The organism is Paenibacillus sp. FW101-FHT12H11, assembly GCF_058790355.1.
Genome location: NZ_JBYTCO010000011.1, coordinates 267,824 through 293,772, shown reverse-complemented (window position 1 = coordinate 293,772; position 25,949 = coordinate 267,824). Strand labels below are relative to the sequence as shown.

Below are 25,949 nucleotides of genomic sequence, written 5' to 3'. Positions count from 1 at the left end.
GATAATCGTTATCACTCACTTGGTTTACGAGAGGAAGATTCCTGATGAAAAAACAGTATATGCCGCTGCTGACAGCGTGCTTGATGATCTTATTTCTTTTACTAGCCAGCGCATGTTCCAGCAGCTCCAGATCTCACACAGCGAGCAGCAGCCCTAGCCCGTCCGCGACACCTGCAGCTAGTACATCGACGGCGAGTGCCAGTTTTCCAAGAACGATAACAAGCGCCAAAGGCGAACAAGTGACGATTGCGAAAAAACCGGAAAAAGTTGCGCTTGTTCATTGGGGATTGACGGAGGATCTATTGAGTTTTGATATCCCATCCATCGGCATAGCGCTTCCATTTGCGGAGAAGCAGTCCCTGCTCAGCATCGACTTGTACAAGCCTTACATGGATAAGCATAAGGAAGTAACGATTGTCGGTGAGAATACGGATGTGAATATGGAAAGACTGCTGCAATATGGTCCTGATCTCATCATCGCAGGTACGGAGACGAATCAAAAGGTTGCGGACCAGTTGTCGAAGATTGCGCCGACGATTTTCATTGATGAAACGAAGACGGATGTTTGGAATGACTGGCCGGGCGTGATGACGAAGTTCGGTGAAATCCTTGGACAAGAAGATATTGCGAAGCAGAATATCGACAAGTTCAACAGTACAGTTACGGAAGCGAAGGGCCAACTGAAAGGTGTGCAAGGTAACGTAGCCTATCTCCAGGTGAGGGATAAAACGATGTGGCTGCAGGGTACCCAATACGCCGGTCATTACTATGAGCCGCTGGGTCTAAAAGCGCCGGAACAAGCGAAAGGCGAAGGTGCAGCGATTACGCTTGAAGGACTGGTTCAGATCAATCCGGATTATATTTTCCTGGGTTACTTTAATTACAGGGATAAATCTCTGCCTGCTCTTGCAGACGAGTGGGAGAAAAGTGATGTTTGGAAATCGCTGAAAGCTGTGAAGGATAATCATGTGTATAAAATTGACGGGGAAGTTGCTTATGGATTTGGTCCGATCAGCAGGATGTTTGGGACGAACGCCATTGTGAAGGCATTGAAGTAACCGCTAAGTCGTAGATTTGAAAAAATGCAAGGAGCTTGTCACTGAAATTCAGTGTAGGGCTCCTTTTTGCGTTTACACGTTGTAATCGTGGCGATCGTCCACATATTCCAATTCCGCCGGTTCATACTAATAAGCGACTGTGTTTGCTTGGAAATGTGGAATGAGAAAGGAATGATGAGCACAATGACGACATCTGGTTTAACGTTCGGGATTTATCCGCTAAGTGTAGCGGGCACACCGACCGGATTAGCTGTTGGACCAAAGGATGATTACGGTAAAATTCAGGTTGCACTCAATGAGCTCCGAGGTTCGAAGCAATTGTTTCCGAGGAACTACCTCGTTTATACCGGGCCCGAATCGGAGCCAGCGTTATTTTCCTTTGCGGACCGACTTCTTCAATTCGGACTGTTAGGTGATCTGACCGCCGGATGTATGCAGGAGTCTGACAACGATATGGCAAGATGGGTCGATTTTATTCGCAAAATCATTAGGAAGTATGGTGCCCGTCTGGCCTCTCTTCAAATTACGAACGAACCGAATTTATCGTTTATGGAAGGTTCAAAGCCTTACGCCATACAAGCGCTTGTGGAAGGGGTAAAGGCAGCCAAACAAGAAGTGCGCGACCAAAGCCTTCAGGTACAGATCGGTTTCGGTTCCGTGCCGGAGGGGCCTATGGCAGTTCCTCATTTCTGGGAAAGCCTCGCTGAGCTTGGAGGGAAGCTGTTCTTGGATTCTCTTGATTTTGTGGGACATAACTTCTATGTCGATGTCTTTGAGGAACCGCTTCATTTGGATGAAATTGCGGCTTCTGTAGAACGCATTTTGCGCAATTTAAGGGAAAGCAGTTTGGTTAAGGCCGGAATACCCGCGTCGATTCCCATTCGCGTTACGGAAAATGGTTGGCCGACGGGACAGAATCCTTTTACACAGAACGAAAGAACGTATGAGCATCAAACGATTGTCCTCGAAAAGGTCATCCAAACCGTCTACCGTCTTCATCCTGAGCTTCATATTACGCATTATGAGTTGTTTGGACTTCGGGATGCCGACAGTTCTAACGTGAACATCTTCTATCAATTTGGCATTTTGCGTGACGATTATTCAGAGAAACCCGCATATACAACTTTCAAGCGTTTGATACTGGAGCTTGGAAGCTAGGAGGACTTCTGTTAGCGCCCTTATAAAATAGATGCCAATGGGTACGCTATAAGCAAAAGGAGCTGGGAATATGAATATTATGGAGGTATTCGGCGATGCGATAAAGCCGTTTCTGGATGGCGAAAAGCCTCCTTTAAATGTCGGAGAAGTCATGAATCTGTGGTTTTATTTCACGGCAACCGATCAAACGATGCGGGGGGAACAGGTCTCTTTTAATATTACGGAGGATCCTGAACTGAAAGAAAAGCTGCAAGAGGTCATTAATGATGTGCATCGGCCAATACTCGACGAGATAACGGCATTTTTGAAAAAGGAAGGTATCCCGATGCCAGAGGCGTCGCCGGATAAGCCGGTTGGCGATTTTCGACATATTCCTGTGGGGTCGAAGTTGTCAGATGAGGAGATAGCAAGTCTGCTCAGCTTTAATTTAGTATTGGGAATCAATTATGGCTGCCGGGGATTGACAGAGGCCGTTCGGCCGGATGTGGCCGCGCTTTTTGCCAAGTTTCAGATGAAAAAGATGATCTTTTCGTTAACGTTTAAGGATTTATTGATGCGAAAAGGGTGGTTGAAGACCCCGCCGTATTTTAGACCGGGAGCATGAGACGATCAGAAACGGTCAGAGAAACCGCGGCCACTGCTTATAAAGAAAGAAGCACCTGTGTAGGGTGCTTTTTTTCAATCCTTATGGTCTTAACATTAGTGTCTGGATAAGCTCCTCTTGTGTGAAAGGCTGCTTCCTTCCTGAATGAATGACCCTGACAAGGTAAGGCTTATCCGGATTTTTCATATGATAAAAGCCAGGAATTCGCATGACCCTCGACAGGTTTGTAATCATCGGATCTGAACCAAATTTGCTGGCTAGGGCCTTTTGAATAGGAACGAATTTGGATATGGATCCGTTTTGAATGACCCAATAGATGTGATAGCCGTTTTTTGTTTCGACGATCATGGCATTTTTAATCTGCGACCAGTGCTTTTTGAGGAAGGTTTTTTTCAATTGAGCAACCTGCTCTTCAGCGCGATGAGCTCTAAGCAGGTATTGCCCTTGTTTCCCTTTTTTAATTGTGATGGATTGGATCCGCTCTAAGGGGTCAGATTTGAGTTGTTTGATTCGTGCTTTTAATTGTTCTTTGGTTTGGAATTGTTCGGATATTTTATTGAGATCGACATCGATAAACTGTGCTCTGATTTCTTTGATTTCGCGGCTCTTTTCATCTCTGCGATTAATTTCCATGAATACGGCGTAGCCTTTGGCATTTTGACTGAGCAAATGAATGGATTTGTTATTTTTAGAGATCAGCTCGATGTGAGGGACTTGTTTTTCCAACAGCAAGAGGGGTTTATGCAGCAGGATGGCTTGTTTGTCGTTGGATGAATTCAAAGAGTGTGCAGAATTAGCGTTAGTTGGCTTTGAGCGTTCAGCATCGTGAACTAAGATAAAATGAAGTTTTTCGTCTCCTTTACGGCAAATTTTATGAAGGAATTGATGCATATGGCTGGAACTGCGTTGAACCAGGGTGGAGTATTGCGTGGGTTTATTTTTCATCTGGCCACATCCCTTTGTCTAGGTTTCCGACACCAAAGTGATTGGTATTCTAAACATTCATATTCTGAAAGGATAAGCCAAGTGTAAACTTTTGAACCTATTTTCATGGGGAGTAGGGATGTTCGCTCATGAAAAGAAAGACACCCGGAGAGGGTGTCTTTTCAGTGACAAACGCGCTCGTCCAAAGGACGACGCAATCGTTTATCCTAGCATAACTTTAAGGCTGTTTGACTTGGCCGCGAATTTCACCTTCCGAATTACGGTTGGTGTGCACGTTGACGTAGGCATTACCGCTTTCGAATTCAGTGATTAAGTCTTTAAGCGTCTTTCCTTGCAGTGGACCGACTAAGTCTTGATTCGTTAAAATGCCGCGAATGGCGCCTCGTCTGACAGAAATGCCAAATTGGTTGGGGCCAAACAGGCATGCAGCAATGGGACCGCCCCGTCCTGGTCGCGCAAGATGAATATGGGCTTGGGTGGCGCGGGACATATTTCGCATGATCAAGGCGAATCTTAACTGGCTGCCGCTGCTGTTCAACTCGAATATGGCATCTCCGGTTGACAAAGTTTGTACGGGGGGCACTTCGTTTTTACCGTTTAGAAAGGCTTTGTATATGGTTGGAATAGGTCTTCACTCTCCTTATCTAGTAATACTTCTATGTATTCATAGATTGAGAGATTTGCTTGTTGATAGGCCTAAATGACAAGAATTTCATCGTGCGATAGGGCGATAGGGGGTGCTTGGGGAACTATAGTCCGTTATTTTGGCGAGAAATGGAGTTCTGGATAAGTCGAGGGAACTGTGTTCCTCTATTTCGCTGTTTTTGCCTGAAATGACGGCTTCAAGCAGAAATAAGGCCCTGCAGTTCCGCTAGAGGAGGAAAGTGCTCGATTTCCTTCAAATAGCGGACTCCAGTTCCGTTAAAAGGACTCACTGCCTGGCGGGTACGATTTAAGCAGCCGTCTGACGGTCATACAAGTTGAACATGATGTTGTACAGGACTGCGGAAATCACAGCTATGCCCGCAAGCAAAATGAACGTCCATGTGAAGCCAATCCACGACGAGATCGGGATGGACAGCGGCGCCAAGGTGCGCCCAAGCGTATACCGCAAGCTGCCTGCGGCAAAATATTGGCCGCGCATATGCTCGGGAGCCAGCCGGGAGACGAAAGCTTGCTGAGGGCCCGCGGACATTAGCTCAGCCAGTGTGAATACGGCAATCGCGAGGGTGAAGCCCCAGAAGGTGGACATGTGGCCGAACAACACAATGCCAAGTGCATAGAAAAGCGCACCGCCGATGAATACGTAGCGGTCACGGTAAGCGAGCATCCATTTGGTTACAAGGACGGTAAAGAGGGCTACGAACAAGCCGTTCTCGGATACAATCAGGCCGAATAACTGCTTGCCGGATAATTGCAAACTCCAGTCTCCGTAGGAGAAGATCGTTGATAACTTCACGGTTTCCTCCATAAAAACGGGGAACAGTAAATCCAGCTGCATGAAGGTTTGAGACAGCAGCACACCGGCTAGGATGAACAGTAAGAAAACACGGTCAGCTGCAATGATTTTGTAGTCGCGCAGCTGCGCGGCGAGGAACCGATACCAGGGTTCACCGGTTGTGGAGCGGTTGCGCTCGGCAAGTTTCTCCGGCAGCGTTTCGTATAAGGTGCGGCTCATCGTCAAAGAGAGGAGAAGACAGAACACCGAAGCCGCGAAAAGCACAATATACGGATTATCATCGTAAGTGATAGACCCGAGAAGCGGGCCGACAACGACCGACACGTTCGCGGCTGTATAGAAGATGGCAAAGACGCTGGAGCGGTGCTCCTCTTTCACAACGTCCGCGACCATCGCTTGGCTGGCAGGCCAATAGATGGAACCGGACATGCTGGCGAAGCTGAACCCGATGAAGCCAAGAACGGGCATCGCGAGCAGAGGCGAAGCGGCAAGCGCGAAAACGCCGTATCCGACGCCTTGTCCGCATGCCGCGAGGACCATCATCCGTTTGCGTCCGAAACGGTCAGCGCAGTAACCGCCCATTAAGTTGGCGAAAACGGACAACGTTTGTGACAAAATCAGGAGGACGCCCGTCCAGCCTTTGCCGAAGGAGTTCGCAAAATAGATCGATAGAAACGGAAAAAAGGTCCAAAAAATAACGTTAAAAGCAGTCTCTCCGCCAAGGCGGATTTTTAAATTAATATCCCAATCTCTCATTCTCATCTGGCTGTTACCTCTAGTTGATAGTGTTTACTTACATACTACCATTCTTGCTACATAAACAAAACGAAGGAAGGACATGCGGATAATCGGATTAGCGAGGCGACAATGAAGGGTTTGATCCGGGAGAACGTATCCGCCTGAAGACCGAGAAGGAATATGACCTGCGTCTGAATGAATTTCGTGATTGATCGTGTATACTGATATAAAAAGCAGCAACAGGAGGAAATTTTATCATGAATGCTGGAACATGGATCGGGTATGGCATTGGCGCAATGGTTATCATACTGGTAATATGGCTCAGAACCCGGGGCAAAACACGTCCGATCAAAAATAAAGGTCTGGGAATATTAATTCCCGTCATCATACTGCCTATTCTATTTGGTTTTTCCATCTATTCGTTAACGAAGATCCCTGATCATCCTTTTCATTTACCTGTGATCTGGGAGATGTTGTGTGCGATGCTGCTGGGCGTCGGGTTAGGCAGTATTATGCTGTATCATACGGGCTACGAGAAGCGGGAAGACGGGTATGTGTACGCAAAGCCAAACAAGAATTTCAAGTATGTCATCATTGCCGTGCTGGTCATTCGTATCGCACTTTCGCAGTATTTCAAAGGGCTGGATTATACGGAATTTACCGTTCTTACGATGTTAATGGCATACTTATATATTTCAGTTTGGCGAATTGGCAGTTTCATGAAATATCGCAAAGCGAGTGTGAACTAAATTACGGTAGAAAAGTACCTAGGCTGCTAGCAGCTTGGGGCTTTTTTATTTTGGCGAAAAGGGCAGGCTCTCACGATATATCAGTAGAAGATACGAACTGAATGTTGTAATATATAATAGACAAGAAATGACAATTTTTTCACGCAGTGAGTAGGTAAAATGGGGGTGAGGTGTCACATGAAATTTCTGTTCTATTTTGCACAATGCAGTGCATTGATCGTGACTTTTGTTTTTCTATTAAGATGGCTGTACCCCTATTATGTAAAATGCTCCAAAAGAGCGCAGTCGCTCATTTTTGGAATCGCTTTCGGAATCTTCGGTCTGCTTATTATGCAAATGCCGTTACATGTCGCGCATGGGTTGCATATGGATGTCCGCTTTGTAAGCGTTATATTTTCGGCTGTTTTTGGTGGTCCACTATCTGCAATCGTTACAACTCTGATGGTTGGCGCTTATCGCATCATGCTTGGCGGAGATTTGCTTTTTCCACTAGGTTCTCTTGTGACTACGACATTGATCAGTATAGTTGTCCATCGATGGACTGTGAAACGTAGAAAGCTTATGGAGAGACACGGTTGGCTGCTAGGGCTGGTTATCAGTTTGCAGACAGTAGGCTGGGCGCTGCTTGCCCCTCAGGAAACGATGAACTATTTTTTGACAGAGTTTGCAATAAGCTATGTGATTTTTCATACGGTAGCCATCCCACTTTACTACTCATTGATCGCTTATGAAATTAGAGGCTATGAAACGGAGATCAAGCTGCGCGAGAGCGAGAGCCGGTATCGGACGCTGGTGCAAAACTCACCTGACCTCGTCTACTGCTGCGACCTGGACGGGACGATTACTCAGGCTAATAACAAGATGTCGCATTTCTTAAAAACGAACGAACGTGATTTACTCGGGCAAAATATGTTGAATATGATGGCATCTGAGAAGACTCGCGAACAATGGAAGCAAGCGCTTAACGAAGTGCTAAGCACCAAGGAATCCAAGTCGTTTGAAGCGGAAAGCCTGCTGCCTTGCGGTGATAATAAATGTATGCACTACACGATTTCGCCGATTTTTAATCGGAACAGGGAGATCGTGGAAGTGACGGGAACCGGTCATGATATTACCGAACTAAGGCAGCAAGAGAAGGCGCTTCACCAATATAAAGGCCACCTCGAGGAATTGGTGGAGGCTCGCACGTCGGAGCTCGCGGAAGCGAAGGAAATGGCCGAGTCGGCGAATCGCGCGAAAGGCGAGTTTCTGGCAAATATGAGCCATGAAATTCGCACGCCGCTCAATGCGGTGATTGGTCTAAGTTATTTGCTCCAGCAAACAGAGCTTTCAGAGCAGCAGCAAGTCTATGTGGATAAAACGATTATTTCCGCCAAAAATTTGATTGCACTCATCAATGACGTTCTGGATTTCTCGAAAATCGAGGCCAAGAAGCTGGTCATCGAGCAAGTCGATTTTGACCTGTATGATGTACTCAACCAGATTTCGAATCTCATAGGAATGAAAGCGTATGACAAAGGGTTAAAGCTGCATTTCTCCATTCATCATGAAGTTCCGCAAATGCTTGTCGGCGATCCTTTCCGTTTGAATCAAATTTTAATTAACCTGTCGAATAATGCTGTGAAGTTCACGGATAAGGGCGAAATTTCTTTTGAAATCTGCCTTTTGTCCAAAAGTGAAAGGGGTGTCACTCTCGGATTTACGGTTCGCGACACCGGAATCGGGATTACGGAAGAACAACAGGAGCAGTTGTTCCACCATTTTACACAGGCAGATATGTCGACAACCCGGAAGTATGGCGGGACAGGGCTTGGTCTTGTGATCAGTAAAAATCTTGTCGAGCTGATGGGCGGAGCGATAGGTGTAGAGAGTCAAGCCGGGCAGGGCAGTTCATTCTCCTTTACTGCGGATTTTGGTTATAGTACGGGATCGCGGCTCACGTCGATGAATCAAGACTCACAGTTGAAATTGCTTCGCGTGCTGCTCGTTTGTGATGACGGGGATATGCAGCTTGTTCTCAAAAATCAGCTCGAACAATTCCAGTTTATTGTCAACACAGCAGATTCCGAGAATGGCGCAATTGAACAAATTTACCGCAATGGACGTTATGATTTGGTGATCGTAGATTGGAAGCTGAGGGAATCGGTTGCCGTTCCGCTTGCTGAACGCATCCAGCTCGAATTCTCCTCGCCGATGCAGGTCATTGTGATGGTTACGGCGTATCATGAGCCGGAGCTTCAAACGCGCATTCGTTCGCAAGCCATAGATAAGGTGTTGTATTACCCAATCAGCCAATCGCAATTGTATAACGAGCTTATCAGTTTGTTTCAGCAGCATTTTGTGGCCAAGCAGGTTACAGGGCCTGATCCGGATAAGTCGGAGCGTTTCAAGGCGCTGCAGCATGCGAACATTTTGCTCGTGGAGGATAATGAAATCAATCAATTGGTTGCTACGGAAATGCTAAAAGAAGTCGGCGTGGTAGTCGAAGTGGCTGAAAATGGTCTGGAAGCTGTCTCCCGCGCGAAGCTGAGACGGTATGATGCCATTTTGATGGATTTGCAAATGCCTGTGATGGGCGGTTACGAGGCGACCAAACAGATTCGCCAGTTGGAGCATGCCAAGGATATTCCGATTATTGCGATGACGGCGGATGCGATGAAAGGCGTGAAGGAGGAAGTACTCGAAGCCGGTATGAGCGGCTATATTACAAAACCGTTCGATCCCATTCAGTTGTTCGGTTTGCTCCAGCGGTTAATTCAGACTTCGAGAGTGAAGGGATATAAACAGATCGCGGCATCGTCTGAGACGACAGGCGGGCCGGATGTGAAATAAAAACGTACTGCGTTGCAAGCCATGGGGAGGGCGTTTTGCTATAATGTAAAGGCAAGTACTAACGAAGCGGGTGATCAATCAGATATGCTAGTCATCAATCAACGCGAGGTTCTGGAATTGCTGTCCATGTCAGCTTGCATGGAAATCATGCAGGCTGTTTTGGCAGATTTGACGAATGGAGATGCCGTTCAATCGCTAAGAAGCGTTGTTCCACTGCAGGGGAGTCATGTTATGGGACTCATGCCGGCTTACTTGAAGCGGGAAGAGCGAGTGGGTGCCAAAGTGATTACCGTGCTGCCGGATAATCATGCGAAAGGGATGCCTTCGCATCAAGGGTTTGTTTCTTTGTTCAATTCAACCAACGGTCAATTGGAAGCCATTGTTGATGGTACCAAAATCACCGCGATCCGCACAGCGGCCGTCAGTGCGGTGGCGACTCGGCTGCTGGCGAGACCGGACGCCAGCACGCTGGCGATGATCGGGACAGGCGAGCAAGCCAGAACCCACATCGAGGCGATGATGCTGGTTCGCCCGATCGAGAGAATTACGGTATGGGGGCCGAACCAGGCCCATGCCCGGAAGTTGAAGGAAGAGACGGAAGAGCGGTACAACCTTTCGGTCGAGGCCCTATCCATTGCGGCGGATGCCGTACGGGACGCGGATATTATTTGCACGGTGACGGCGTCGACGACGCCTATTCTGCAGGGAGCGTGGATCAAGGAAGGCGCTCACATCAATGCTGTCGGTGCCTGCCGGGCGAAGGACCGAGAGCTGGATACCGAACTCGTGCGTCAAGCGGAGTTGTTCGTCGATCGCCGGGAGTCCGCCGTGAACGAAGCGGGGGATTACTTGATTCCCCTGAGCGAAGGGGCGATCGGGGAAGATCATATTTTAGGAGAAATCGGAGAACTATTGATCGGGCTTAAGCCGGGTAGGAGTTCGAGCGCAGCGATTACACTTTTTAAATCATTGGGGCTAGCCTGTGAGGATCTGGCAGCTGCTCATTATATTGTGCAAGAAGCGGTTCGTAAGAATAAAGGCATACAAATTGCATTTTAGGAGCGAATGTCGATGAATATCAATCTCACGGAAGGCTTGTATCCTTTTCACTTAACGCCAGAGCAGGAGGACCGTGCGAGCCGGCTTCATGAAAACAGCATCCTTATTGATCTGTTGTTTCAAGGTCCATTGTCGCCCCAGGCAATTCCTGAGCAGATCTCCGAAAATATCCGTGAAGCCTGCGAGCCTTACCGGGATGAACCGATGGTGTACAGCGGCATGCCGAGCAAAATCATTCACGATATGGCGGCACGCGGGGAACTTCCGGCATTCAAGGAGGAATGGTATCGTTCAGGTATTACCGCGGGTAATCGCCAATTGGACATATCCGATATAGAGGGTCTTGTGACCAGCATGGGCGAAATACAGCGCCAATTCGACGCGAATGATTGGTTGGTCAAAGTCCTTAAGGCGGAAGATATTCGCGCCGCCAAAAGCAGCAATAAAAAAGCGGGCATCGTAACCGCGCAGGAAACAGATGGCTTGGGCAAAAATCTCGCTTTGCTTGACGCGCTCTATCATTTCGGTTTGCGTGTTTTGCAGCTCACGTATAACAATCAGAACTACATTGCTTCCGGCTGCGCGGAGCAGGCCAATGGCGGTGTCAGCAATTTCGGTGCACGCTTCATTCGCAGAATGAATGAGCTGGGCATCATCGTCGACACCAGCCATTGCGGCAAGCAAACGACGCTGGACGCATGCCGGCTTTCGACGGCGCCGGTGATCGCTTCTCATACTGGCGTAGAGGCTCTCTTTGGCCATATGCGCTGTAAAAGCGATGAAGAGCTCCAGGCGATTGCTGGAACCGGCGGCGTCATCGGTGTATTTGCGATGCCGTGGTTCGTTTATCAGGACCCGAATGAAACGACAATCGAACATGTGCTGGATCATATCGATTATGTGGTTCGGCTGGTCGGCGTTGACCATGTTGGCATTGGTACGGATTGGCCGATGAGCGATGTGGAGTGGTCTTTGGTGTATTTTAAAGAGCATATTGCACCGAGAATTGGCTTTGCCAAAGGGGACGGGCCGTCTACCGAAACGGTGAAGGGACTGGAAAAGTACAGTTACTTTATCAATTTTACCCGTGGCTTGGTTGCAAGAGGGTATAGCGATGAAGACGTTCAGAAGATTATGGGCGGCAATTGGCTGCGTGTTTTTGAACAAGTCTGGGGATAGGAGTTAACGGGGATGAGCACATATTTTCAGTCAACAACGTTTAATTTGTATTGTGCAGGTGTGTATGAGGGGAAAATCCGTTTTGCCGAAAAAGCGATTATGCACGCCAAAGTGGATTCTCGCAGGAGAACACAAATGCAGGAAAATGTCCTTCCGGAGAAGACGCCATACATATTGCCTCTTGCCAAAATAATGATGTCCTTGGCGCATTATGAGCAAGCCATTTGGCAGGGAGACGAGGTTACGCTTGGCAATGGCGACCTTTATACACGGCATGTGAGCTATACGGCTGTGGCTGGCGTGGCGGGACGAGCGGGACAAGCGGTAGGAACAGAGCAATCAGGGCAAGAGGTGACATCTCAAGTTTGGGCGATGCGGAAGGATACGGCGCTCGACATCGTGACCGTAGATGGACGCATCATCGCATTCGTGGCGCCGAACCGATACGGCATGGAAGTGCTCGTGGCGGAAGGGTACGAAGCGTTGACCCCGCTTGTGGTGTACGAAGATCCGTTTCTTTCGAAGCCGGAGTTCGGCGTGAACGATCTGGGCACCTTCCTCGTTCTGATGCGGGACGGCGTACGTCTGGCAACGGACGTGTACCTGCCTGAGGGTGCTCAATCCCCGCAGGGGCTGCCGACGATACTCATTCGCACCTGCTATGATCGCAACTTGCGTAAAGAGTTTTTCAAGCGTTGGGCGAATAAGGGGTACGCCGTCGTCAATCAGGATGTTAGAGGGCGCGCAGATTCCGAGGGAGAACTGATTCCGTTCTTTTATGAGCGGGATGACAGTGCGGATACGATCGACTGGATCGTGTCGCAAGAATGGTCAAACGGCAGCGTCGGCATGTGGGGCGCCTCCTATCTCGGATATGTTGTGACCGCAGCATCTACGAGCGGCCATCCGAATTTGAAGGCGGTCGTTAATGAAGTGAACGTAGGCTCGCCATTTGTGGATACGGTACGTAAAGGCGGAACCGTATGCTCTTGGCCGTTGCTCTGCTGGACGCTTGCGCAGTCCGTTGGAACAAGGACGGATTTTGATATTTTTGCGGGTAAAACCGTTGATCCGGAGAAAGCCGTAGACGCCAGACCGATCACGGAGGTTCCCCAGCAGATGATTGGCAGAGCTTCTGGACCTTGGGATCTGTGGAGTGAGCACCCGGAATATGATGAATTCTGGAGAAATTGTACCTTTACGGAGCGTGGCGATCAGGTTAAGGTGCCGATGTTCGTCATCTCCGGTTGGTACGACGGAGACAGCGCAGGCGTATCGGAGACATGGAGGATGCTGACCAAGCATGATGTCCCCAACCGGAAAATATGGCTCGGACCGTGGGAACACGGCCCTAACCGAGCAAGAGATCTGCTCGGCACCAGCTTCAGCAACGATGCGGTTGTTTACGATTATGACGTAAACGTGCTGCGCTGGTTCGACAGGTTCCTGAAGGAGCTGCCCAATGGCATTGATCAAGAGCCAAGGGCGAAGTATTACGTTGTTGGAAGCAACGAGTGGCGAACGTCCGAGGACTGGACGCCTGCGGAGGCGCAAATCAAGAACTTTTATCTGGGGAGTAAAGGGCGGGCCAACTCCAGTCATGGAGACGGCGTGCTGGTGGAGGCCCCTTCTCAGCAAAGTCCTGCGGATACATTTGTGTATAACCCCGAGGATCCTGTTGCTGACAGTGGTGAAAGAGAGCCGGAGAACATGCGGAAGCATGAGCTGCGCAGCGATATTCTCGTATATTCGAGCGCTGTGCTGGAGCGGGATTTAACCGTAGCGGGCGAGTTATCTTGTGAACTATATGCGGCAAGCACCGGTGTTGATACAGACTGGGTCGTTACTTTGAGCGATGTCGATGCGCAGGGTAACTCGATTAAGCTTTCCAATTACATCGTACGGGCGAAGTACCGTGGTGGATTGGATAATCCAAAGCTGCTTACGCCTGGTAAGGTGGAGAAATACGCGATATTCATGCAAAATATCGCCCACACGTTCCGCGAAGGCCACCAATTGCGGTTCACGGTGACATCATCGAGCAAGTTTATCGCGTTTCCTAACACGAATACCGGCATCAACCCGTATGAGGATCCGAAGCCAGTGATCGTGCAGCAAACGATTTTCCACTCGGAGGAATATCCGAGTCATGTGAAGCTTCCGATTATTTTGTAATCGGGAGAGAATAGCGGGGAAGAGAAGACACCTGAAGAGGTGTCTTTTCATTTATGCAAGAGAACGATAATCCGCGTAAAACCGAATTACAGCTAGAGCTCCACAATCAAACCGTCATAAGCAACCTCAATCCCATGAGGCTGAAAAATGCCAACCAAATCCTCATGCAGCAGCCCCGCATTATGAGAGAAGTGTGTCACGTAGATTTGTGCACCCGGCTTCAATACGCCGACTTCATCCATCCATGTTTTCGTTTCGAGTACGGCATCCACGTTCATATGGTTGTTTCTGTGCCCCACTCGGCCTGTTGTGCATTCCAGGATAACCAAGTCGAACTGCTTATTCTTCAGCCAAGCCCACGTTTCATCCGGGAACCACCCGCTGTCGTTGCCATACAAGATGGTTTTCCCATTCTTCTCGATGGAATAGAGCAAGCAGGTTTCGAGAGGATCATGATCCGCCAGCAGCGGAACGATGGTCGCCGTTTGCGTCTCTACAGGCTGGAACGGAATCACACGGTGGAATTGATAATTGTGCTTCAGTCCATTCAGTGCTTGAAAGATGAGGCGGAATGGAAGGTCATGTCCGTAAACATGTATGGTTTCTTCGCCTGATTGGGCGTAGCCTTTCGCGCGAATGGCCATATCCTCAGCATATAGATGGTCTGAGTGTGAATGGGTGATGAGCAGGTCCTTTACGCTGTTCATATCGATTCCGTACTGCAGCGAGTGCATCAAGGTATCGGGAGGAAAGTCGACTTTCAAGTCATGGTCAAACATGACGGAAGTGCGGGAACGAATATTTTTTCCTCCGCGTTCGCGGGCTTGTTTGCAGGTGAGACATTGGCAGAAGAGCGAGGGGACGCCCTCATATGCCGCTGTTCCCAGAAAATGAACCTTCATGGATGAAGCCTCCTTAGCGCGTAGACACTGTTGTTTCATGATAACTTAGTGTTGTTTATTGTGTGAAAGTTGTTGGATTCTTGTTGTTTATTGCCAATTGTATCCCCGCTTGGCAGCGCTGTCAATGGAGAAAAATGATTACTAAGGTTCCAAACAAAGGGAAGAATAAAAAAACAAATCCCGTTGGTTGGAGGTCATCAACAATGTTTAAATTGAAAGAACGGGGCACGACGGTGCCGACGGAACTCATGGCAGGGGTCACGACGTTTTTGACGATGGTTTATATTGTGATTGTGAACCCGGGGATTCTAAGCAAGGCGGGGATGGATTTCCACGGGGTGTTCATTGCGACGGTGTTGGCAAGCATTGTGGCGACGCTGATTATGGGGCTTTTTGCGAATTACCCGATTGTGCTTGCGCCGGGAATGGGGTTGAATGCGTATTTTGCTTTTAGCGTCGTAGGAGGAAGCGGTGTCAGTTGGCAGACTGCGCTTGGTGCTGTTTTTGTCGCCGGAGTCTTGTTCATCGTGTTATCGTTGACTTCTTTCCGATATATGCTGCTGGACGCGATTCCTACAAGCTTGAAGCATGCCATCACTGCGGGGATCGGCTTGTTTATCACATTTATCGGCCTGCAAAATGCCAAGGTCATCGTAGCTTCTCCCTCAACGCTGCTAACATTAGGAGATCTTAGAGAACCCATGACCGCATTGACGATCATTGGCCTTATCGTCTCGCTGATCCTGATGGCCTATCAGGTGCGCGGCTTTTTGTTCTTCGGCATGTTGATTACCGCTGTATTGGCTTGGATTATGGGACTGTTGACTATGCCGGAGACATTTGTTGCAGCGCCAACGGGGCTGTCTGCGACGGCTTTTCAGCTAGACATCAGTGGTGTTTTTTCGGGCGGGATGTACGCTGTCATTTTTACATTTTTACTGATTACATTATTTGATACAACGGGTACGATGCTTGGGGTCGCCGAGCAAGCGGGGCTTCTCAAGGACAATAAATTTCCGCGCTCAAGAGGCGCGCTGCTGGCCGATGCGATAGGGACCTCGACAGGGGCCTTGCTTGGAACGAGTCCCACCTCCGCGTATATTGAGTCCAGTTCCGGCGTTGCTGTAGGCGGTAGAACCGGACTGACGGCCATCACGGTGTGCGTCTTGCTGGCTTTAACCTTGTTCTTCTCGCCAATCATTGCCGTGCTTGCCAGCATTCCGGCGATTACTGCGCCTGCGTTAATTATCGTGGGTTTCCTTATGATGAATGTGCTGCGCAAAATAGAGTGGCAGGACTTGGAGGAAGCCTTTCCGGCTTTTCTTATCGTGGTGTTAATGCCCTTGACGTATAGTATTGCAACAGGAATCGGCATCGGATTTATCGTATATCCGGTATTAAAGCTGCTCCGCGGAAAACGAAGCGATGTGCATCCGATTTTTTATCTATTTGCGGTGCTGTTTTTTATTCAGATTGTGTTTTTCAGTCATTGAGCAAAAAATTTACCTATTAAATAAATGTAACAGAGGCACCTTAACCGGTGTCTTTTTTTATAGTGGCTAGCTTATCGCGGACGGAGGTCTCCAGCTTATAGATTCGCTGTTTCTCGTCATTGATTTGACGCAAGAGGGAAACCATGGAGCTTAGGGTACTTTGGACCCCGATCGCATCCCCTTTCTTGGCGCTTTTTTTAAAAGCGCTCCATAGCGGTGACAGGCTTTTGCGAGAGGATTGGGCAGCGCTCAATTTGGCTTTTATCTGCACGTTAGTCGGATTGATGTCATCGAGCCGTTCACGTATGCCTTTCGTTGCTTTGGAGGCTTTATCTTTGGCAGCCCGGTGGGCTTTCTCCTTCGATTGAATGTCTGCGCGCGCTAGTTGGGCGGGAATTTTCAAAGCCGTGGCCTGAAGGCGGAGCATGGTGTTCAAGCTTTTGTTTTTGAGCGGCCGCACATCTTCGATTTGTTTATTAATTGCGGTGTAACGGGATAATAATGGTTTGTAGCGCTCCCTTGTTCGCAAAACATCCTCTTCCAGCTTGGCTAGTTGAGCAGCATCGATTGCTTTAGCCTGCTTGCTTCGCGCTGTCAATGCCTCTTTATTTTGGTTGTGCTGGAGTGTAATTGAATGATCCCATTCTTGTTCTTGTTTCTGAAGGGTGAGCAGCTCATCTTGCAAAGCGTGAATACGATTGGTTTGAACTTGAGTGGAAGCGGTTAGCGTTTTATCCAAGAGTCCGGCCGTGAAATTGAACGGAGCTGCTGCAGACGCCTCCCCCGGAAGGGCTGAGACTAGAACAAAAGCGGCGAGAAGCAAAGTGAATAGGTTCAGATACAAGCCTCCTTAATTTTCGAGGAAAGACAAAAAAAGCACCAGCAAGAAAAGGCCTAAGCCTTATCCTACGGGTGCTTCCCATCGTAAGTTTTCACTCGAAATATGATAAATGTACTATATCAAGCGACCGCGCAAAGTGTCAATACGAACACCAAAATTTGCTCACGGACCTTTCGTACTTTACACTAGATAAGACTGGTAAAATAACCACGACTAAAGGATGGAACTGCCATGATGACTCAACTTTCTATGAATGATTTGAAACGATTTAAGCACGAAATTACAAGGTTTATGATGACGTACAAATTCGCTTTGGACGCCATGGAAACCCGCGTAGAAATCTTAGTGCAGGAATTCGAGATGCTGCATGAATATAATCCTATCGAGCATACCAAATCCCGCTTGAAATCGCCCGAGAGTATTTTTCATAAGCTCAGCAGGAAGGGAGGGGACATGTCTTTTGACGGGATCAAAGCATGTGTGAAGGATATTGCCGGCATGCGGATTACATGCTCATTCGTCTCGGACATCTATGCCATTTCCAATATGCTCAAAAACCAAAGCGACCTGAAGGTGTTGGGGGAGAAAGATTACATCAAGCATCCGAAACCGAATGGCTACCAAAGTCTTCATTTGCTGGTTGAAGTGCCGGTGCATTTGACGGATCGGCAAGAAAGCGTGTGTATTGAAATTCAAATTCGCACCATCGCAATGGACTTTTGGGCCAGCCTGGAGCATAAAATATTTTATAAGTTTAATGAAGGCAATCAAGCTGTGCCTGCGCGATTGTTGGAAGAGCTTAAACAAGCGGCTATGGCAGCATCTGCGCTAGATCTGCAAATGGAACGTCTGCATGCGGAAATCGAAGAGATCAAAGAAGAGCAGACGTCCGACATTTTGGCCAATGACACGCTCAATAAGATCGTCATTAACAATCAGCAGTTTGCGCTGCCGCAGGCATTACTGGAGCTTTTGAGTGATGATGACGGTAAGTAAGATTGCATCCTACAAATGGATGCTTTGTCTGCGTACTTCTGTGCTATAATGAAAGGATTGGAACAGAAGGGTGTTGCTTCGGACATGCAGGTATTTGAGGATTGGAATCAAAAAGTGAAAACAACGTTCAACGCGACAAGTAATGAAGTTGTATTGACGGTGATGGAAGCTGGGAAATCGCTAGGTCTGACCAAGGATCAGATGAAGCAGTATGTAGACAAAAACAATTTAACCAAGGTGCCAATTATGAGAAGTGTACATCGCTACTTGCTTTTGAAAAGCGAGATTGATGAGATTGTGGGGAAATCATGAAAAACGGCGAACAAACGTATGCCAATCACCGCAGAATGCATCCATTGTTTCATTATGTGTTCTCTTTGTTAGCGTTAATTCTACTGGTTGCGTCGATCGTAGAGTTAATTAGATCCCTGCAATCAGGGGATCAGTTGCTGCCTTCCTTTCTTTTTCTACTCATTTCTATCATTGTGATCATTGTATTTCTGCTGATTCGTACTTATCCGTTGAAAGCACAGGATCGTGCGATTCGTGCAGAAGAGAATCTCAGGCACTACGTATTAACTCAAAAGCTGCTGGATACGAGATTAACAGTGGGTCAGATCGCTGCGCTGCGCTTTGCCTCCGACGAAGAGTTTCCTGCTCTATGCCAGAAGGCGGCTGACGGGCAATGGTCATCGGATACGATTAAGAAATCCATCAAGAGTTGGAGAAACGACGATTATCGCATTTAGGCTTTAAAATTGAAAGGGGCTTCCCAGAAGGGTCATATCTGACCTCTGGGAAAGCCCCTTTATTTGTTGCGCAGACGTTCCTTGCGCAGCAGGTAAATAAAATACGGAGCGCCGATCACGGCCGTCATGATCCCTACAGGCACTTCCCGCGGGAGGATGATGATGCGGCCAAGAAGGTCGCCGAGCAGCATCAAATCCGCGCCGATGACAGCCGCCAGCGGGATCAGCCACTGATGCCGGCTGCCGACGAGGCTGCGCGCGATGTGCGGGGCGATCAGGCCGATGAAGCCGATCGCGCCCACCGCCGACACGGAGATGCCGGCCAAAGCAACGGCAAGAAGTAGCAGCAGGAAACGCTGCTTCACGATGTTGAGGCCCAGCGAGGCGGTGATGTCATCGCCAAGCAGAAATACATTCAGCTTCGCAAAGTTCGCCCATACGATGGGCAGGAGCACTGCGATCCACGGCAGCAGGGTGTAGACATCGTGCCAGCTGCGGCTCCACAAGCTGCCGGAGAGCCAGAGCAGCGCCATGTTGATATCGCTGGGGTGCCTGACAATCAAGTACTGTGTGCCGGCTTGGAACACAGTACCGATCGCTACGCCCACCAAGGCTAATGTGGAGGGGCTGAGCGTTAACCGGCGGCTGAGCAGCAGCAGAAGCAGGAAGGCTATGAAGGCGCCGGCAAAGGCCGCAATCGGCAAGACATAGCTTGGCGATTTGGGGAATAGAAAGAGCACCGCTGCCGCCATAAAACCGGCCCCTTTCGTAATCCCTACGACGTCAGGGCTGGCCAGCGGATTTCGCACTAAGCCTTGCAGAATGACGCCGCCGGCAGCTAACCCGAAGCCCGCTAAAATCGCAACTAACACGCGGGGCAAGCGGACTTGATGCACGATGAAGTAAGACTGGCTTTGTGCATCCGTTAACCCGGACCACACGTCGCCAAAAGGAATGCGCACAGCGCCTACATGGACATACAGGGCCGTTAATACAAACATGATAATCAGAGCCACAATCAGTGAAATGGAAGAGGTGTTTGTGTATTTTCTCACTTCGCACCTCCTTGCTTACGGGCCAAATAAATGAAATATGGTGCACCGATCACCGCAGTCACGATACCGACCGGCGATTCGAAGGGAAAAGCAATGAATCTGCTGAGAAAGTCGGCGTAGACAAGTAGGATTCCTCCGAGTAGAGCCGTCATCGGGCCTAGAATATGCAGGTTCGGCCCAATCATCGCGCGGGCGATGTGTGGAACAAGCAAACAAATGAAGCCGATCGGGCCGCATAAGGCAACGGCGGATCCGGCGAGCAGAAGCACAAGCACGATACTGATGCCGCGCACGATGTTGACGCGCTGGCCTAAGCCCGCCGCAATGTCATCATCAAGCAGCAGCAGCTTGAACGCTGGCAGCATAAGGCTGAACAACGCCATCCCCCCTATGAAGAAGGGGAAAATGATTCGCACGTCCGACCACCCTGCTTGATTCAGGGAGCCGACAAGCCAGAAAATCATGCTATCCGTGGCATGCTGATTCATAATGATGAAGCCTTCCGTCAAGGAAGACATAAGGAAGTGGATCGTGATGCCGGCTAGCGCCAGGCGCACATATTGCTGTCGTCCTGCGCCCGCTAACGACCAGATTAGCAGCGCGCTCAGGGCGGCCCCGACAAAGGCAAAGCCGATGAGCCCAAAGTTTCCAAAATGGGGCAAGATAACAAGCCCGATCACAACGGCTAATGCCGCCCCGGCATTAATCCCGAATATGTGCGGGGATGCTAGAGGGTTTTTGGTTGTAATTTGAGTCAACATACCCGCCAAAGCTAGCTGCATCCCAACGATGCAGGCCATGATGGCGCGTGGCAGGCGAAGCGTTTGGATGTACAGATGGGCTTTGTCGCTGCCCTGGTAAGTCACCGCTTCGTACAAAGTGCGCCAGGAGACATAGGCCTGGCCCCATTTCAAATTGCAAATCACGCCGATCAGCATCACAAGAACAGCGGCAGAAAATAGGAAGAGCAGAGGCCATTTCTGGCTCTGCTTCTCAGTTATAGGCATCATTGGACTATTGCCCCAAATTCTTCACGATATCATCAAGAATTTTCTCGGATCCGAGGAATCCGCGCGATAGAGACCAGTCACGACGCTCTACAGTAAATACTTTCTTGTTAGCTACAGCATCAATTTTTTGCCATAGCGGATTTGTTTCCCATTGTTTAACAATTGTTTCTTTCTCCGTTGGCATCAGGAACAGCACTTGCGGATTCGCCTCAACGAGCTGTTCAAGTGTAATTTGCGGGTAGGCAGCCGCATTTTTAACTGGATCCGTGTAACCAAGCATCGCTAGGAAGGAACCGCTGTAAGCGTGATCCGAATGTGCGAAGAATCCTTTGGGATTCACAACCGCTGGAAGTACGCGAAGGTTTGTTGCCGTCAGTTTCTTTTTCACCTCATCAACTTTAGCTTGGTGTTCAGCCAGACGTTTCTTGCCTTCCTCTTCTTTACCGACAGCTTTGGCGATGATGCCTACGTTTTTCAGCATTTGATTGTAATCGGCTTGGAAATCATCCAATACGAGAACAGGCGCAATACCTTTAAGTTGAGCAATGGCATTCTTATGTTTGTTAATGTCAGCAATGATCAAATCTGGTTTCAGTGAGGAAATCAGTTCAATGTTTGGCTCGTAACGGGACCCTACGGACTTGTAGGTTTTGAGTTGAGCTTTAACAGAATCCATCAATAGATCCGGGCTGTCATCATCTGCAACACCAACGGGCTGCACGCCTAGTGTGACGAGGATGTCCGTGAATCCGAATTCCATAGCTACGATGCGTTCCGGTTTCTTAGGCAGTTCAAGTGTTCCTGTAGCATCCTGTACAGTGATTTTACCGTCCGCTTGAGCGGCTGGTTTCTGGCTAGCTGCGGCAGGCGTTGTTGTTGCTGCTGCGGTTTCGGTATTCGTCGATTTGCCGCAAGCCGCTAGGCTCAGTGCAAACACGGTGATCAATGCGAGCAGGCTAAAACGAGTAAAAAAGTGTTTCATTTTGTTGACTCCCCCATGACAATGATTATTATTCTCGTTTGAAATAATACGCTCAATTTCCGCGTAAGGACATGTCTGATTTGCATAATTAGCATGTCTGATAATTAGATTAATTTTGATTGGCGACGAATTCCGACGGGGAGGTGCCGGTCTTCTTTTTGAATACTTTGCTGAAATGGAAATAGTCGATGAATCCGACGCGTCCTGCCACTTCTTTGGCCAGTAGATCGGTGTGAAGAAACATTTGCTTCGCTTTCTCAATACGCAGGGTATACAAGTAATTCATCATCGTCATCCCGGTTTGTTTTTTAAAAAGAACGGTAAAATAGCCGACACTCATGCCTGCCCGTCTAGCCAGCATCGGAAGCGAAAGCTCCAACATATAATGCTCGTTCATATAGGAAAGGATCTCTTCAATGGATTCGCTGGACGACTTCTTGTCCTGTGTTAAATGAGATTCATATAGATAAATGAAAAGAATACGCTCCAGCATCATGCGCTTGCGAATCGCTTGAGCGGCTATTTCCTCTGCCGACAGTGGATGGATGTCCTCCGTTGTCCGGAGCAGCTCATCCAACATATAGTGGATTTTGATTTCGCTCAAGGTTGTGAGCGGGCCATGCAAGGACCATGTGTACCCGTCAGGTATCATCCTGTAGGTGATAACGATGTATTCGGCGGTTTTGGTTTTGGGAACTTGTATGGTGTAGGGACCATGCTCGGGATGGCAAGCATAAGCTTGCGAACAAACCGATGGTTCCTGGTTATTTTGATGCAGCGTTATATGACCGCGACGAACAATAATAAGCTGATACATGCCAGCTGGACATCCGAGTGTAAGGGAGGTGCTGCAGGTTTCGATCTGCTCAATGAGCGGGACGAGGGGGATAAGCTGTTGAAAATTCATATTCGGAATCCTTTCCAATCCTAGAGAATGCTTTCTTTGATAGTGACACAGAAAGGGGCTTGCAACAAGTGGAGAAAATTTGCAGATGGGGGCGAGTTCCAGGCGAACTTGTCGAAATAACGTCTCCTGAGTCCGTTACAGAGTGGTGGCTACTTGGCGAACCAGCAAACATGAAAAAAGCCGTCTCAAAAGTAGAAATCTCTACTTTCGAGACGGCTCTCGCGTGATTATAAGGCATAGACGCTTCTAATAATAATTTCGGGCAGTTCAGCTTGCTGAGCATAGTACTGCTCAGGTGTGATACTGCCGCTGGACAGGCGCTCGTTGAGCTGTTCGATGAGCTCAGCGAGCTGAAGATCAATTACTTTTTGCACATCGACCTTATTCGCTTCAGCGATATCGGCCAGTGACAGCCCATTATATTGGGCGTTGTAGATGTCTTCCTCGGAAGCTAGCCCAAGAACGTGGAGCAGGTCATATTTTGCGGCTATAAGTTGTTTTTCCATCTTAGATACCACCGTAGACAGGTTATAGTCCAGCTGTTGGATTCAGCTGGAGGTTGTGTTCCCAAAAGGGTCCTGCTCCAGTATATGCAGGGGTTCGCGATATGGCTTGGGGACTTACCTTATTACACCAGTTTGGTGTGATTGAATCACGGAAAAAGAAAAAAAGAGCTATCCCCCAATCTTGCAAGCAAGATCACGAGGGGATAGCTCTTTATCGTTTTTTCTACCCTTCCCAAGCACCTATAATGATGCCGCCGATGATATAGGCCACCAAGTGGTAGCCGACGGTGATGAAGTATAGCGGGAGCTTCGCGTTTTCAGAGAGATACTCAGACCGATTAACGCGCCGACCGGTTGTAAATGGAGTTTCTCTTCGATCTGGTACGAAAGTATACCATCGCCCCCCCACCAATGTAGCAGAAATAAATTACTCTTGTGTGGGAAGGCGCAAAGTGTATGCTGAGCTACAATAAATTTGTAAGCAAGTGCAGAACACGAAGGAGGCAGGGCAGCGCGATGATCCGTTTAAAACGAAAAGTGATGATCGGTTCATTGAGCCTCTCGACTTTCCTCATCATGAGTACGGCCTATGCCTACTCCGATGCAAGTTTGCCGCTGCAAAACTGGTATAAGGCGAGTTTCCAGACGGGCAAGAGCGAAGTGGACAGCAGAGCTATGCGTGCTTTGAACGAAAGCAGACAAGCCATGCAAGCAGGGGCGGATGAGATCCGCTCAAGCAATGCCGCCAAACTGAAGCAGGCTCAGGACGCTCAGAGCCAACAAGCGAGGAACCGCGTAGAGGAAGCTACCCAAGACTACGCAAATCAAATTGAAAGCATAGCGGAAGAGTTGACGAAGACCGAAGGGCCGGCGCAATTTGACAAGTATGTGCTTGCTTCGAACGAGAAGCTGGACCGTGAAGTAGATCAATTGGCTGTTCAGGTGCTTCAGGAATTAACGTTAACATCAGGGAAGTAGACCATCTTTGTGAATTATGATTCAACAAATAAAATGATGCCAAGGGAGATTGATGAACGATGAAAGCATTGAAAAGTAAATTAGCAGTTGGGGTTATCGCAACAGGATTAGTAGCGGGTATGGGAACAGCTTTTGCAGCAACAGACGCGGGCGGACAGCTTCAAAGCTGGTATAACAGCGCGTCTAAAGTAACAAAAGCTTTAGTAGCTGGAGACGTTGCAAGCTTCGTTGCTTCCAATAACGACAAGATGGTTTCGGATTACAAAGCGATCAACAATGGTGCTGTGAATGATGTGAAAACAGCGGGTACAACAGAAACGACGCAAACGCAAGGTGCTATCAACGGCCAAGTAACGGCGTACTCCAATGCCATTGATGCGAAAAAAGGAAGCATTGTAGCTAACATGCCTGGCGAGTACGACAAAGTCGTAAGTGATGCCAACAACTTTAACAATGGTGTTATCGATGGGCTTGGATTTGCTGGCAAACTAGACATCATCCACGATGTAAACGAGCAAGGCAAAAAATCTTTGAATGCGCTGGAAGCTGGCGTTGCAACAACGCAAACGCAAGCAGCGGCGACATTGACTACAAAAATTGAAACGACAAAAACAGAGCTGAACAACTTGCTGAGCCAAGAAAGAACAGCAGCATCCAAAGAGATTAAAGATAACTTAACAGCTAAAATTGCAGCTAAATTGGCAGAACTTCAAAAGCTTGCTGATGAGTTGGAAGCAGCTAACATTAAAACAATTACGGATAAAGGCGACGCTCTTGAAGCTTCAGGTAAAACAGCTCTGGAGAACATCGTACTTAACGGTTTGAAATAATAAAATGCCTTAAGCGGACGGGCCCCGGTTTCGGGGCCATACGCTTACTTTGAGAAAAGGGAGGAATGGACATGATGAGCAGAAATGAGAAGAAGCGTAAGATGAAGTCCAAGCGAATTGTCGCAGCCGGAATTGTTTCTTTAACTGTCGTTCTCACGGCGTCCGCTGGAATTTCCTATGCAGATATGGATATTGCCGGTGCAATGGCTTCTTGGTTTAACAAGAAGACGGAGCAGGTCATCCAAGGATTGGATCAATCCATGAAATCAGAGACGGATGCGCAGAAGGAAATGTTAAAGAAAGAATTGCAGCTTCGACTTGAAGCGTCCACTAGAAGTCTTCAATCTTTCACAGATACGCAGAAACAGCTTCATCTGCAGGCACTCGAACAGCATGCACAAAGCCTGCTTGCCGGCACGGAGGTCAAAACGGAGCAGGACCGCAAACAAATTTTGGATAAGCTGCAAACCATTCTCGACAGCGCCAAAGATGCCATGGATTCATTAGCAGGCAGCTACGTACCGCCGGCTATGGTATTCACGCAGAGCCCGCCAATCATTTTGGTAGCGCCGCCACCTAGCGCACCAGCGATACCGCCTGCAGCACCACCGACAACACAGCCTGTAGTACCGCCGTCAGTAGTACCACCTTCAGTACCACCTGCGACACAACCGGAGATCCAACCGCCAACGGTCATTTCGGATGTCTATGGGCAACAGAGATAAGATGCAAGTGTTAGTCATG

General features: G+C 48.5%; 25 protein-coding genes. 15 read left to right on the top strand and 10 right to left on the bottom strand.

Annotation, left to right across the window (positions count from 1 at the left end):
* Positions 1-44 precede the first annotated feature (44 nt).
* The 3 genes from AC3WTJ_RS31340 (at position 45) to AC3WTJ_RS31330 (ending at position 2,820) form a co-directional block, all read left to right on the top strand.
* The gene (locus AC3WTJ_RS31340; RefSeq protein ID WP_492525026.1) at positions 45-1,058 is read left to right on the top strand and encodes an ABC transporter substrate-binding protein; all 1,014 of its coding nucleotides are present in this window, start codon (positions 45-47) and stop codon (positions 1,056-1,058) included.
* A gap of 171 nt (positions 1,059-1,229) precedes the next feature.
* Positions 1,230-2,216 (top strand): hypothetical protein, encoded by a 987-nt coding sequence (locus AC3WTJ_RS31335; RefSeq protein WP_492525025.1) that lies wholly within the window; start codon positions 1,230-1,232, stop codon positions 2,214-2,216.
* Between the two features lie 70 nt (positions 2,217-2,286).
* Positions 2,287-2,820 carry a DUF3231 family protein gene (locus tag AC3WTJ_RS31330; RefSeq protein WP_492525024.1) on the top strand — a complete coding sequence of 178 codons (534 nt, stop codon included), beginning with the start codon at positions 2,287-2,289 and terminating at the stop codon, positions 2,818-2,820.
* An 81-nt stretch (positions 2,821-2,901) separates the two neighbouring features.
* On the opposite strand, the gene AC3WTJ_RS31325 is transcribed toward AC3WTJ_RS31330, so the two are convergent.
* The 3 genes from AC3WTJ_RS31325 to AC3WTJ_RS31315 all read right to left on the bottom strand — a co-directional run bounded on the left by AC3WTJ_RS31325 (position 2,902) and on the right by AC3WTJ_RS31315 (position 5,986).
* Positions 2,902-3,765, bottom strand: a complete 864-nt coding sequence (locus AC3WTJ_RS31325) for a DNA-primase RepB domain-containing protein (protein ID WP_492525023.1) — start codon at positions 3,763-3,765, stop codon at positions 2,902-2,904.
* Between the two features lie 217 nt (positions 3,766-3,982).
* Positions 3,983-4,381: a CHRD domain-containing protein gene (locus tag AC3WTJ_RS31320; RefSeq protein WP_281282282.1), complete on the bottom strand. Its 399-nt coding sequence runs from the start codon at positions 4,379-4,381 to the stop codon at positions 3,983-3,985.
* Positions 4,382-4,717: 336 nt separating this feature from the next.
* On the bottom strand, positions 4,718-5,986 hold the full coding sequence (locus tag AC3WTJ_RS31315) for an MDR family MFS transporter (RefSeq protein WP_492525022.1): 1,269 nt from the start codon (positions 5,984-5,986) through the stop codon (positions 4,718-4,720).
* Between the two features lie 233 nt (positions 5,987-6,219).
* On the opposite strand from AC3WTJ_RS31315, the gene AC3WTJ_RS31310 reads away from it, so the two are divergent.
* From AC3WTJ_RS31310 to AC3WTJ_RS31290, 5 genes are all read left to right on the top strand, one after another.
* Entirely contained in the window at positions 6,220-6,711 is a 492-nt protein-coding gene (locus tag AC3WTJ_RS31310) for a CcdC protein domain-containing protein (protein WP_492525021.1), read from the top strand.
* A gap of 177 nt (positions 6,712-6,888) precedes the next feature.
* The gene (locus AC3WTJ_RS31305; RefSeq protein WP_492525020.1) at positions 6,889-9,543 is read left to right on the top strand and encodes a hybrid sensor histidine kinase/response regulator; all 2,655 of its coding nucleotides are present in this window, start codon (positions 6,889-6,891) and stop codon (positions 9,541-9,543) included.
* An 84-nt stretch (positions 9,544-9,627) separates the two neighbouring features.
* A complete protein-coding gene (locus AC3WTJ_RS31300) occupies positions 9,628-10,602 on the top strand; it encodes an ornithine cyclodeaminase family protein (protein ID WP_492525019.1) in 975 nt (324 codons plus the stop codon).
* A gap of 12 nt (positions 10,603-10,614) precedes the next feature.
* Positions 10,615-11,781 carry a dipeptidase gene (locus tag AC3WTJ_RS31295; protein ID WP_492525018.1) on the top strand — a complete coding sequence of 389 codons (1,167 nt, stop codon included), beginning with the start codon at positions 10,615-10,617 and terminating at the stop codon, positions 11,779-11,781.
* A gap of 12 nt (positions 11,782-11,793) precedes the next feature.
* Positions 11,794-13,956: a CocE/NonD family hydrolase gene (locus AC3WTJ_RS31290; protein ID WP_492525017.1), complete on the top strand. Its 2,163-nt coding sequence runs from the start codon at positions 11,794-11,796 to the stop codon at positions 13,954-13,956.
* A gap of 92 nt (positions 13,957-14,048) precedes the next feature.
* Here AC3WTJ_RS31290 and AC3WTJ_RS31285 read toward each other — a convergent pair whose 3' ends face one another.
* The gene (locus tag AC3WTJ_RS31285) at positions 14,049-14,858 is read right to left on the bottom strand and encodes an MBL fold metallo-hydrolase (protein ID WP_492525016.1); all 810 of its coding nucleotides are present in this window, start codon (positions 14,856-14,858) and stop codon (positions 14,049-14,051) included.
* Positions 14,859-15,061: 203 nt separating this feature from the next.
* Here AC3WTJ_RS31285 and AC3WTJ_RS31280 point away from each other — a divergent pair, with 203 nt between their 5' ends.
* Positions 15,062-16,351, top strand: coding sequence for an NCS2 family permease (locus AC3WTJ_RS31280; protein WP_407870235.1), 1,290 nt, complete (start codon positions 15,062-15,064; stop codon positions 16,349-16,351).
* 40 nt (positions 16,352-16,391) lie between these two features.
* Here AC3WTJ_RS31280 and AC3WTJ_RS31275 read toward each other — a convergent pair whose 3' ends face one another.
* Positions 16,392-17,195 carry a hypothetical protein gene (locus AC3WTJ_RS31275; RefSeq protein ID WP_492525015.1) on the bottom strand — a complete coding sequence of 268 codons (804 nt, stop codon included), beginning with the start codon at positions 17,193-17,195 and terminating at the stop codon, positions 16,392-16,394.
* A gap of 228 nt (positions 17,196-17,423) precedes the next feature.
* Here AC3WTJ_RS31275 and AC3WTJ_RS31270 point away from each other — a divergent pair, with 228 nt between their 5' ends.
* The 3 genes from AC3WTJ_RS31270 (at position 17,424) to AC3WTJ_RS31260 (ending at position 18,937) form a co-directional block, all read left to right on the top strand.
* Entirely contained in the window at positions 17,424-18,188 is a 765-nt protein-coding gene (locus tag AC3WTJ_RS31270; RefSeq protein ID WP_492525014.1) for a GTP pyrophosphokinase, read from the top strand.
* An 84-nt stretch (positions 18,189-18,272) separates the two neighbouring features.
* Complete coding sequence (locus tag AC3WTJ_RS31265) at positions 18,273-18,500, top strand: DNA-binding protein (protein ID WP_127457084.1); 228 nt, start codon at positions 18,273-18,275, stop codon at positions 18,498-18,500.
* Positions 18,497-18,937 (top strand): DUF6526 family protein, encoded by a 441-nt coding sequence (locus tag AC3WTJ_RS31260; RefSeq protein ID WP_492525013.1) that lies wholly within the window; start codon positions 18,497-18,499, stop codon positions 18,935-18,937. Before AC3WTJ_RS31265 ends, AC3WTJ_RS31260 begins: the two co-directional genes overlap by 4 nt.
* Positions 18,938-18,996: 59 nt before the next feature.
* Here the strand turns inward: AC3WTJ_RS31260 and AC3WTJ_RS31255 are convergent, their stop codons facing one another.
* The 5 genes from AC3WTJ_RS31255 to AC3WTJ_RS31235 form a co-directional block, all read right to left on the bottom strand.
* Positions 18,997-19,938, bottom strand: a complete 942-nt coding sequence (locus tag AC3WTJ_RS31255) for a FecCD family ABC transporter permease (protein WP_492525060.1) — start codon at positions 19,936-19,938, stop codon at positions 18,997-18,999.
* 50 nt (positions 19,939-19,988) lie between these two features.
* On the bottom strand, positions 19,989-21,002 hold the full coding sequence (locus tag AC3WTJ_RS31250; RefSeq protein ID WP_492525012.1) for a FecCD family ABC transporter permease: 1,014 nt from the start codon (positions 21,000-21,002) through the stop codon (positions 19,989-19,991).
* A 4-nt stretch (positions 21,003-21,006) separates the two neighbouring features.
* Positions 21,007-21,984, bottom strand: a complete 978-nt coding sequence (locus AC3WTJ_RS31245; protein ID WP_407870240.1) for an ABC transporter substrate-binding protein — start codon at positions 21,982-21,984, stop codon at positions 21,007-21,009.
* 109 nt (positions 21,985-22,093) lie between these two features.
* Positions 22,094-22,891, bottom strand: a complete 798-nt coding sequence (locus tag AC3WTJ_RS31240; protein ID WP_492525011.1) for an AraC family transcriptional regulator — start codon at positions 22,889-22,891, stop codon at positions 22,094-22,096.
* Between the two features lie 227 nt (positions 22,892-23,118).
* Entirely contained in the window at positions 23,119-23,397 is a 279-nt protein-coding gene (locus tag AC3WTJ_RS31235) for a hypothetical protein (protein ID WP_127457079.1), read from the bottom strand.
* A 516-nt stretch (positions 23,398-23,913) separates the two neighbouring features.
* Between AC3WTJ_RS31235 and AC3WTJ_RS31230 the strand changes: the two genes are divergently transcribed.
* The 3 genes from AC3WTJ_RS31230 (at position 23,914) to AC3WTJ_RS31220 (ending at position 25,930) form a co-directional block, all read left to right on the top strand.
* Positions 23,914-24,375, top strand: coding sequence for a hypothetical protein (locus tag AC3WTJ_RS31230; protein ID WP_492525010.1), 462 nt, complete (start codon positions 23,914-23,916; stop codon positions 24,373-24,375).
* Positions 24,376-24,434: 59 nt separating this feature from the next.
* On the top strand, positions 24,435-25,205 hold the full coding sequence (locus AC3WTJ_RS31225; RefSeq protein WP_492525009.1) for a hypothetical protein: 771 nt from the start codon (positions 24,435-24,437) through the stop codon (positions 25,203-25,205).
* Between the two features lie 71 nt (positions 25,206-25,276).
* A complete protein-coding gene (locus tag AC3WTJ_RS31220; protein ID WP_492525008.1) occupies positions 25,277-25,930 on the top strand; it encodes a hypothetical protein in 654 nt (217 codons plus the stop codon).
* Positions 25,931-25,949: the final 19 nt, after the last annotated feature.

Excerpts from the sequence above, each read along its gene's own strand:
- AC3WTJ_RS31230 (WP_492525010.1), top strand. The coding sequence starts at position 23,914 with ATGATCCGTTTAAAACGAAAAGTGATGATCGGTTCATTGAGCCTCTCG.
- AC3WTJ_RS31325 (WP_492525023.1), bottom strand. The coding sequence starts at position 3,765 with ATGAAAAATAAACCCACGCAATACTCCACCCTGGTTCAACGCAGTTCC.
- AC3WTJ_RS31250 (WP_492525012.1), bottom strand. The coding sequence starts at position 21,002 with ATGATGCCTATAACTGAGAAGCAGAGCCAGAAATGGCCTCTGCTCTTC.
- AC3WTJ_RS31255 (WP_492525060.1), bottom strand. The coding sequence starts at position 19,938 with ATGTTTGTATTAACGGCCCTGTATGTCCATGTAGGCGCTGTGCGCATT.
- AC3WTJ_RS31290 (WP_492525017.1), top strand. The coding sequence starts at position 11,794 with ATGAGCACATATTTTCAGTCAACAACGTTTAATTTGTATTGTGCAGGT.
- AC3WTJ_RS31235 (WP_127457079.1), bottom strand. The coding sequence starts at position 23,397 with ATGGAAAAACAACTTATAGCCGCAAAATATGACCTGCTCCACGTTCTT.
- AC3WTJ_RS31260 (WP_492525013.1), top strand. The coding sequence starts at position 18,497 with ATGAAAAACGGCGAACAAACGTATGCCAATCACCGCAGAATGCATCCA.
- AC3WTJ_RS31305 (WP_492525020.1), top strand. The coding sequence starts at position 6,889 with ATGAAATTTCTGTTCTATTTTGCACAATGCAGTGCATTGATCGTGACT.
- AC3WTJ_RS31240 (WP_492525011.1), bottom strand. The coding sequence starts at position 22,891 with ATGAATTTTCAACAGCTTATCCCCCTCGTCCCGCTCATTGAGCAGATC.
- AC3WTJ_RS31285 (WP_492525016.1), bottom strand. The coding sequence starts at position 14,858 with ATGAAGGTTCATTTTCTGGGAACAGCGGCATATGAGGGCGTCCCCTCG.
- AC3WTJ_RS31245 (WP_407870240.1), bottom strand. The coding sequence starts at position 21,984 with ATGAAACACTTTTTTACTCGTTTTAGCCTGCTCGCATTGATCACCGTG.
- AC3WTJ_RS31270 (WP_492525014.1), top strand. The coding sequence starts at position 17,424 with ATGATGACTCAACTTTCTATGAATGATTTGAAACGATTTAAGCACGAA.
- AC3WTJ_RS31335 (WP_492525025.1), top strand. The coding sequence starts at position 1,230 with ATGATGAGCACAATGACGACATCTGGTTTAACGTTCGGGATTTATCCG.
- AC3WTJ_RS31220 (WP_492525008.1), top strand. The coding sequence starts at position 25,277 with ATGATGAGCAGAAATGAGAAGAAGCGTAAGATGAAGTCCAAGCGAATT.
- AC3WTJ_RS31315 (WP_492525022.1), bottom strand. The coding sequence starts at position 5,986 with ATGAGAATGAGAGATTGGGATATTAATTTAAAAATCCGCCTTGGCGGA.
- AC3WTJ_RS31300 (WP_492525019.1), top strand. The coding sequence starts at position 9,628 with ATGCTAGTCATCAATCAACGCGAGGTTCTGGAATTGCTGTCCATGTCA.
- AC3WTJ_RS31310 (WP_492525021.1), top strand. The coding sequence starts at position 6,220 with ATGAATGCTGGAACATGGATCGGGTATGGCATTGGCGCAATGGTTATC.
- AC3WTJ_RS31265 (WP_127457084.1), top strand. The coding sequence starts at position 18,273 with ATGCAGGTATTTGAGGATTGGAATCAAAAAGTGAAAACAACGTTCAAC.
- AC3WTJ_RS31225 (WP_492525009.1), top strand. The coding sequence starts at position 24,435 with ATGAAAGCATTGAAAAGTAAATTAGCAGTTGGGGTTATCGCAACAGGA.
- AC3WTJ_RS31330 (WP_492525024.1), top strand. The coding sequence starts at position 2,287 with ATGAATATTATGGAGGTATTCGGCGATGCGATAAAGCCGTTTCTGGAT.
- AC3WTJ_RS31340 (WP_492525026.1), top strand. The coding sequence starts at position 45 with ATGAAAAAACAGTATATGCCGCTGCTGACAGCGTGCTTGATGATCTTA.
- AC3WTJ_RS31280 (WP_407870235.1), top strand. The coding sequence starts at position 15,062 with ATGTTTAAATTGAAAGAACGGGGCACGACGGTGCCGACGGAACTCATG.
- AC3WTJ_RS31295 (WP_492525018.1), top strand. The coding sequence starts at position 10,615 with ATGAATATCAATCTCACGGAAGGCTTGTATCCTTTTCACTTAACGCCA.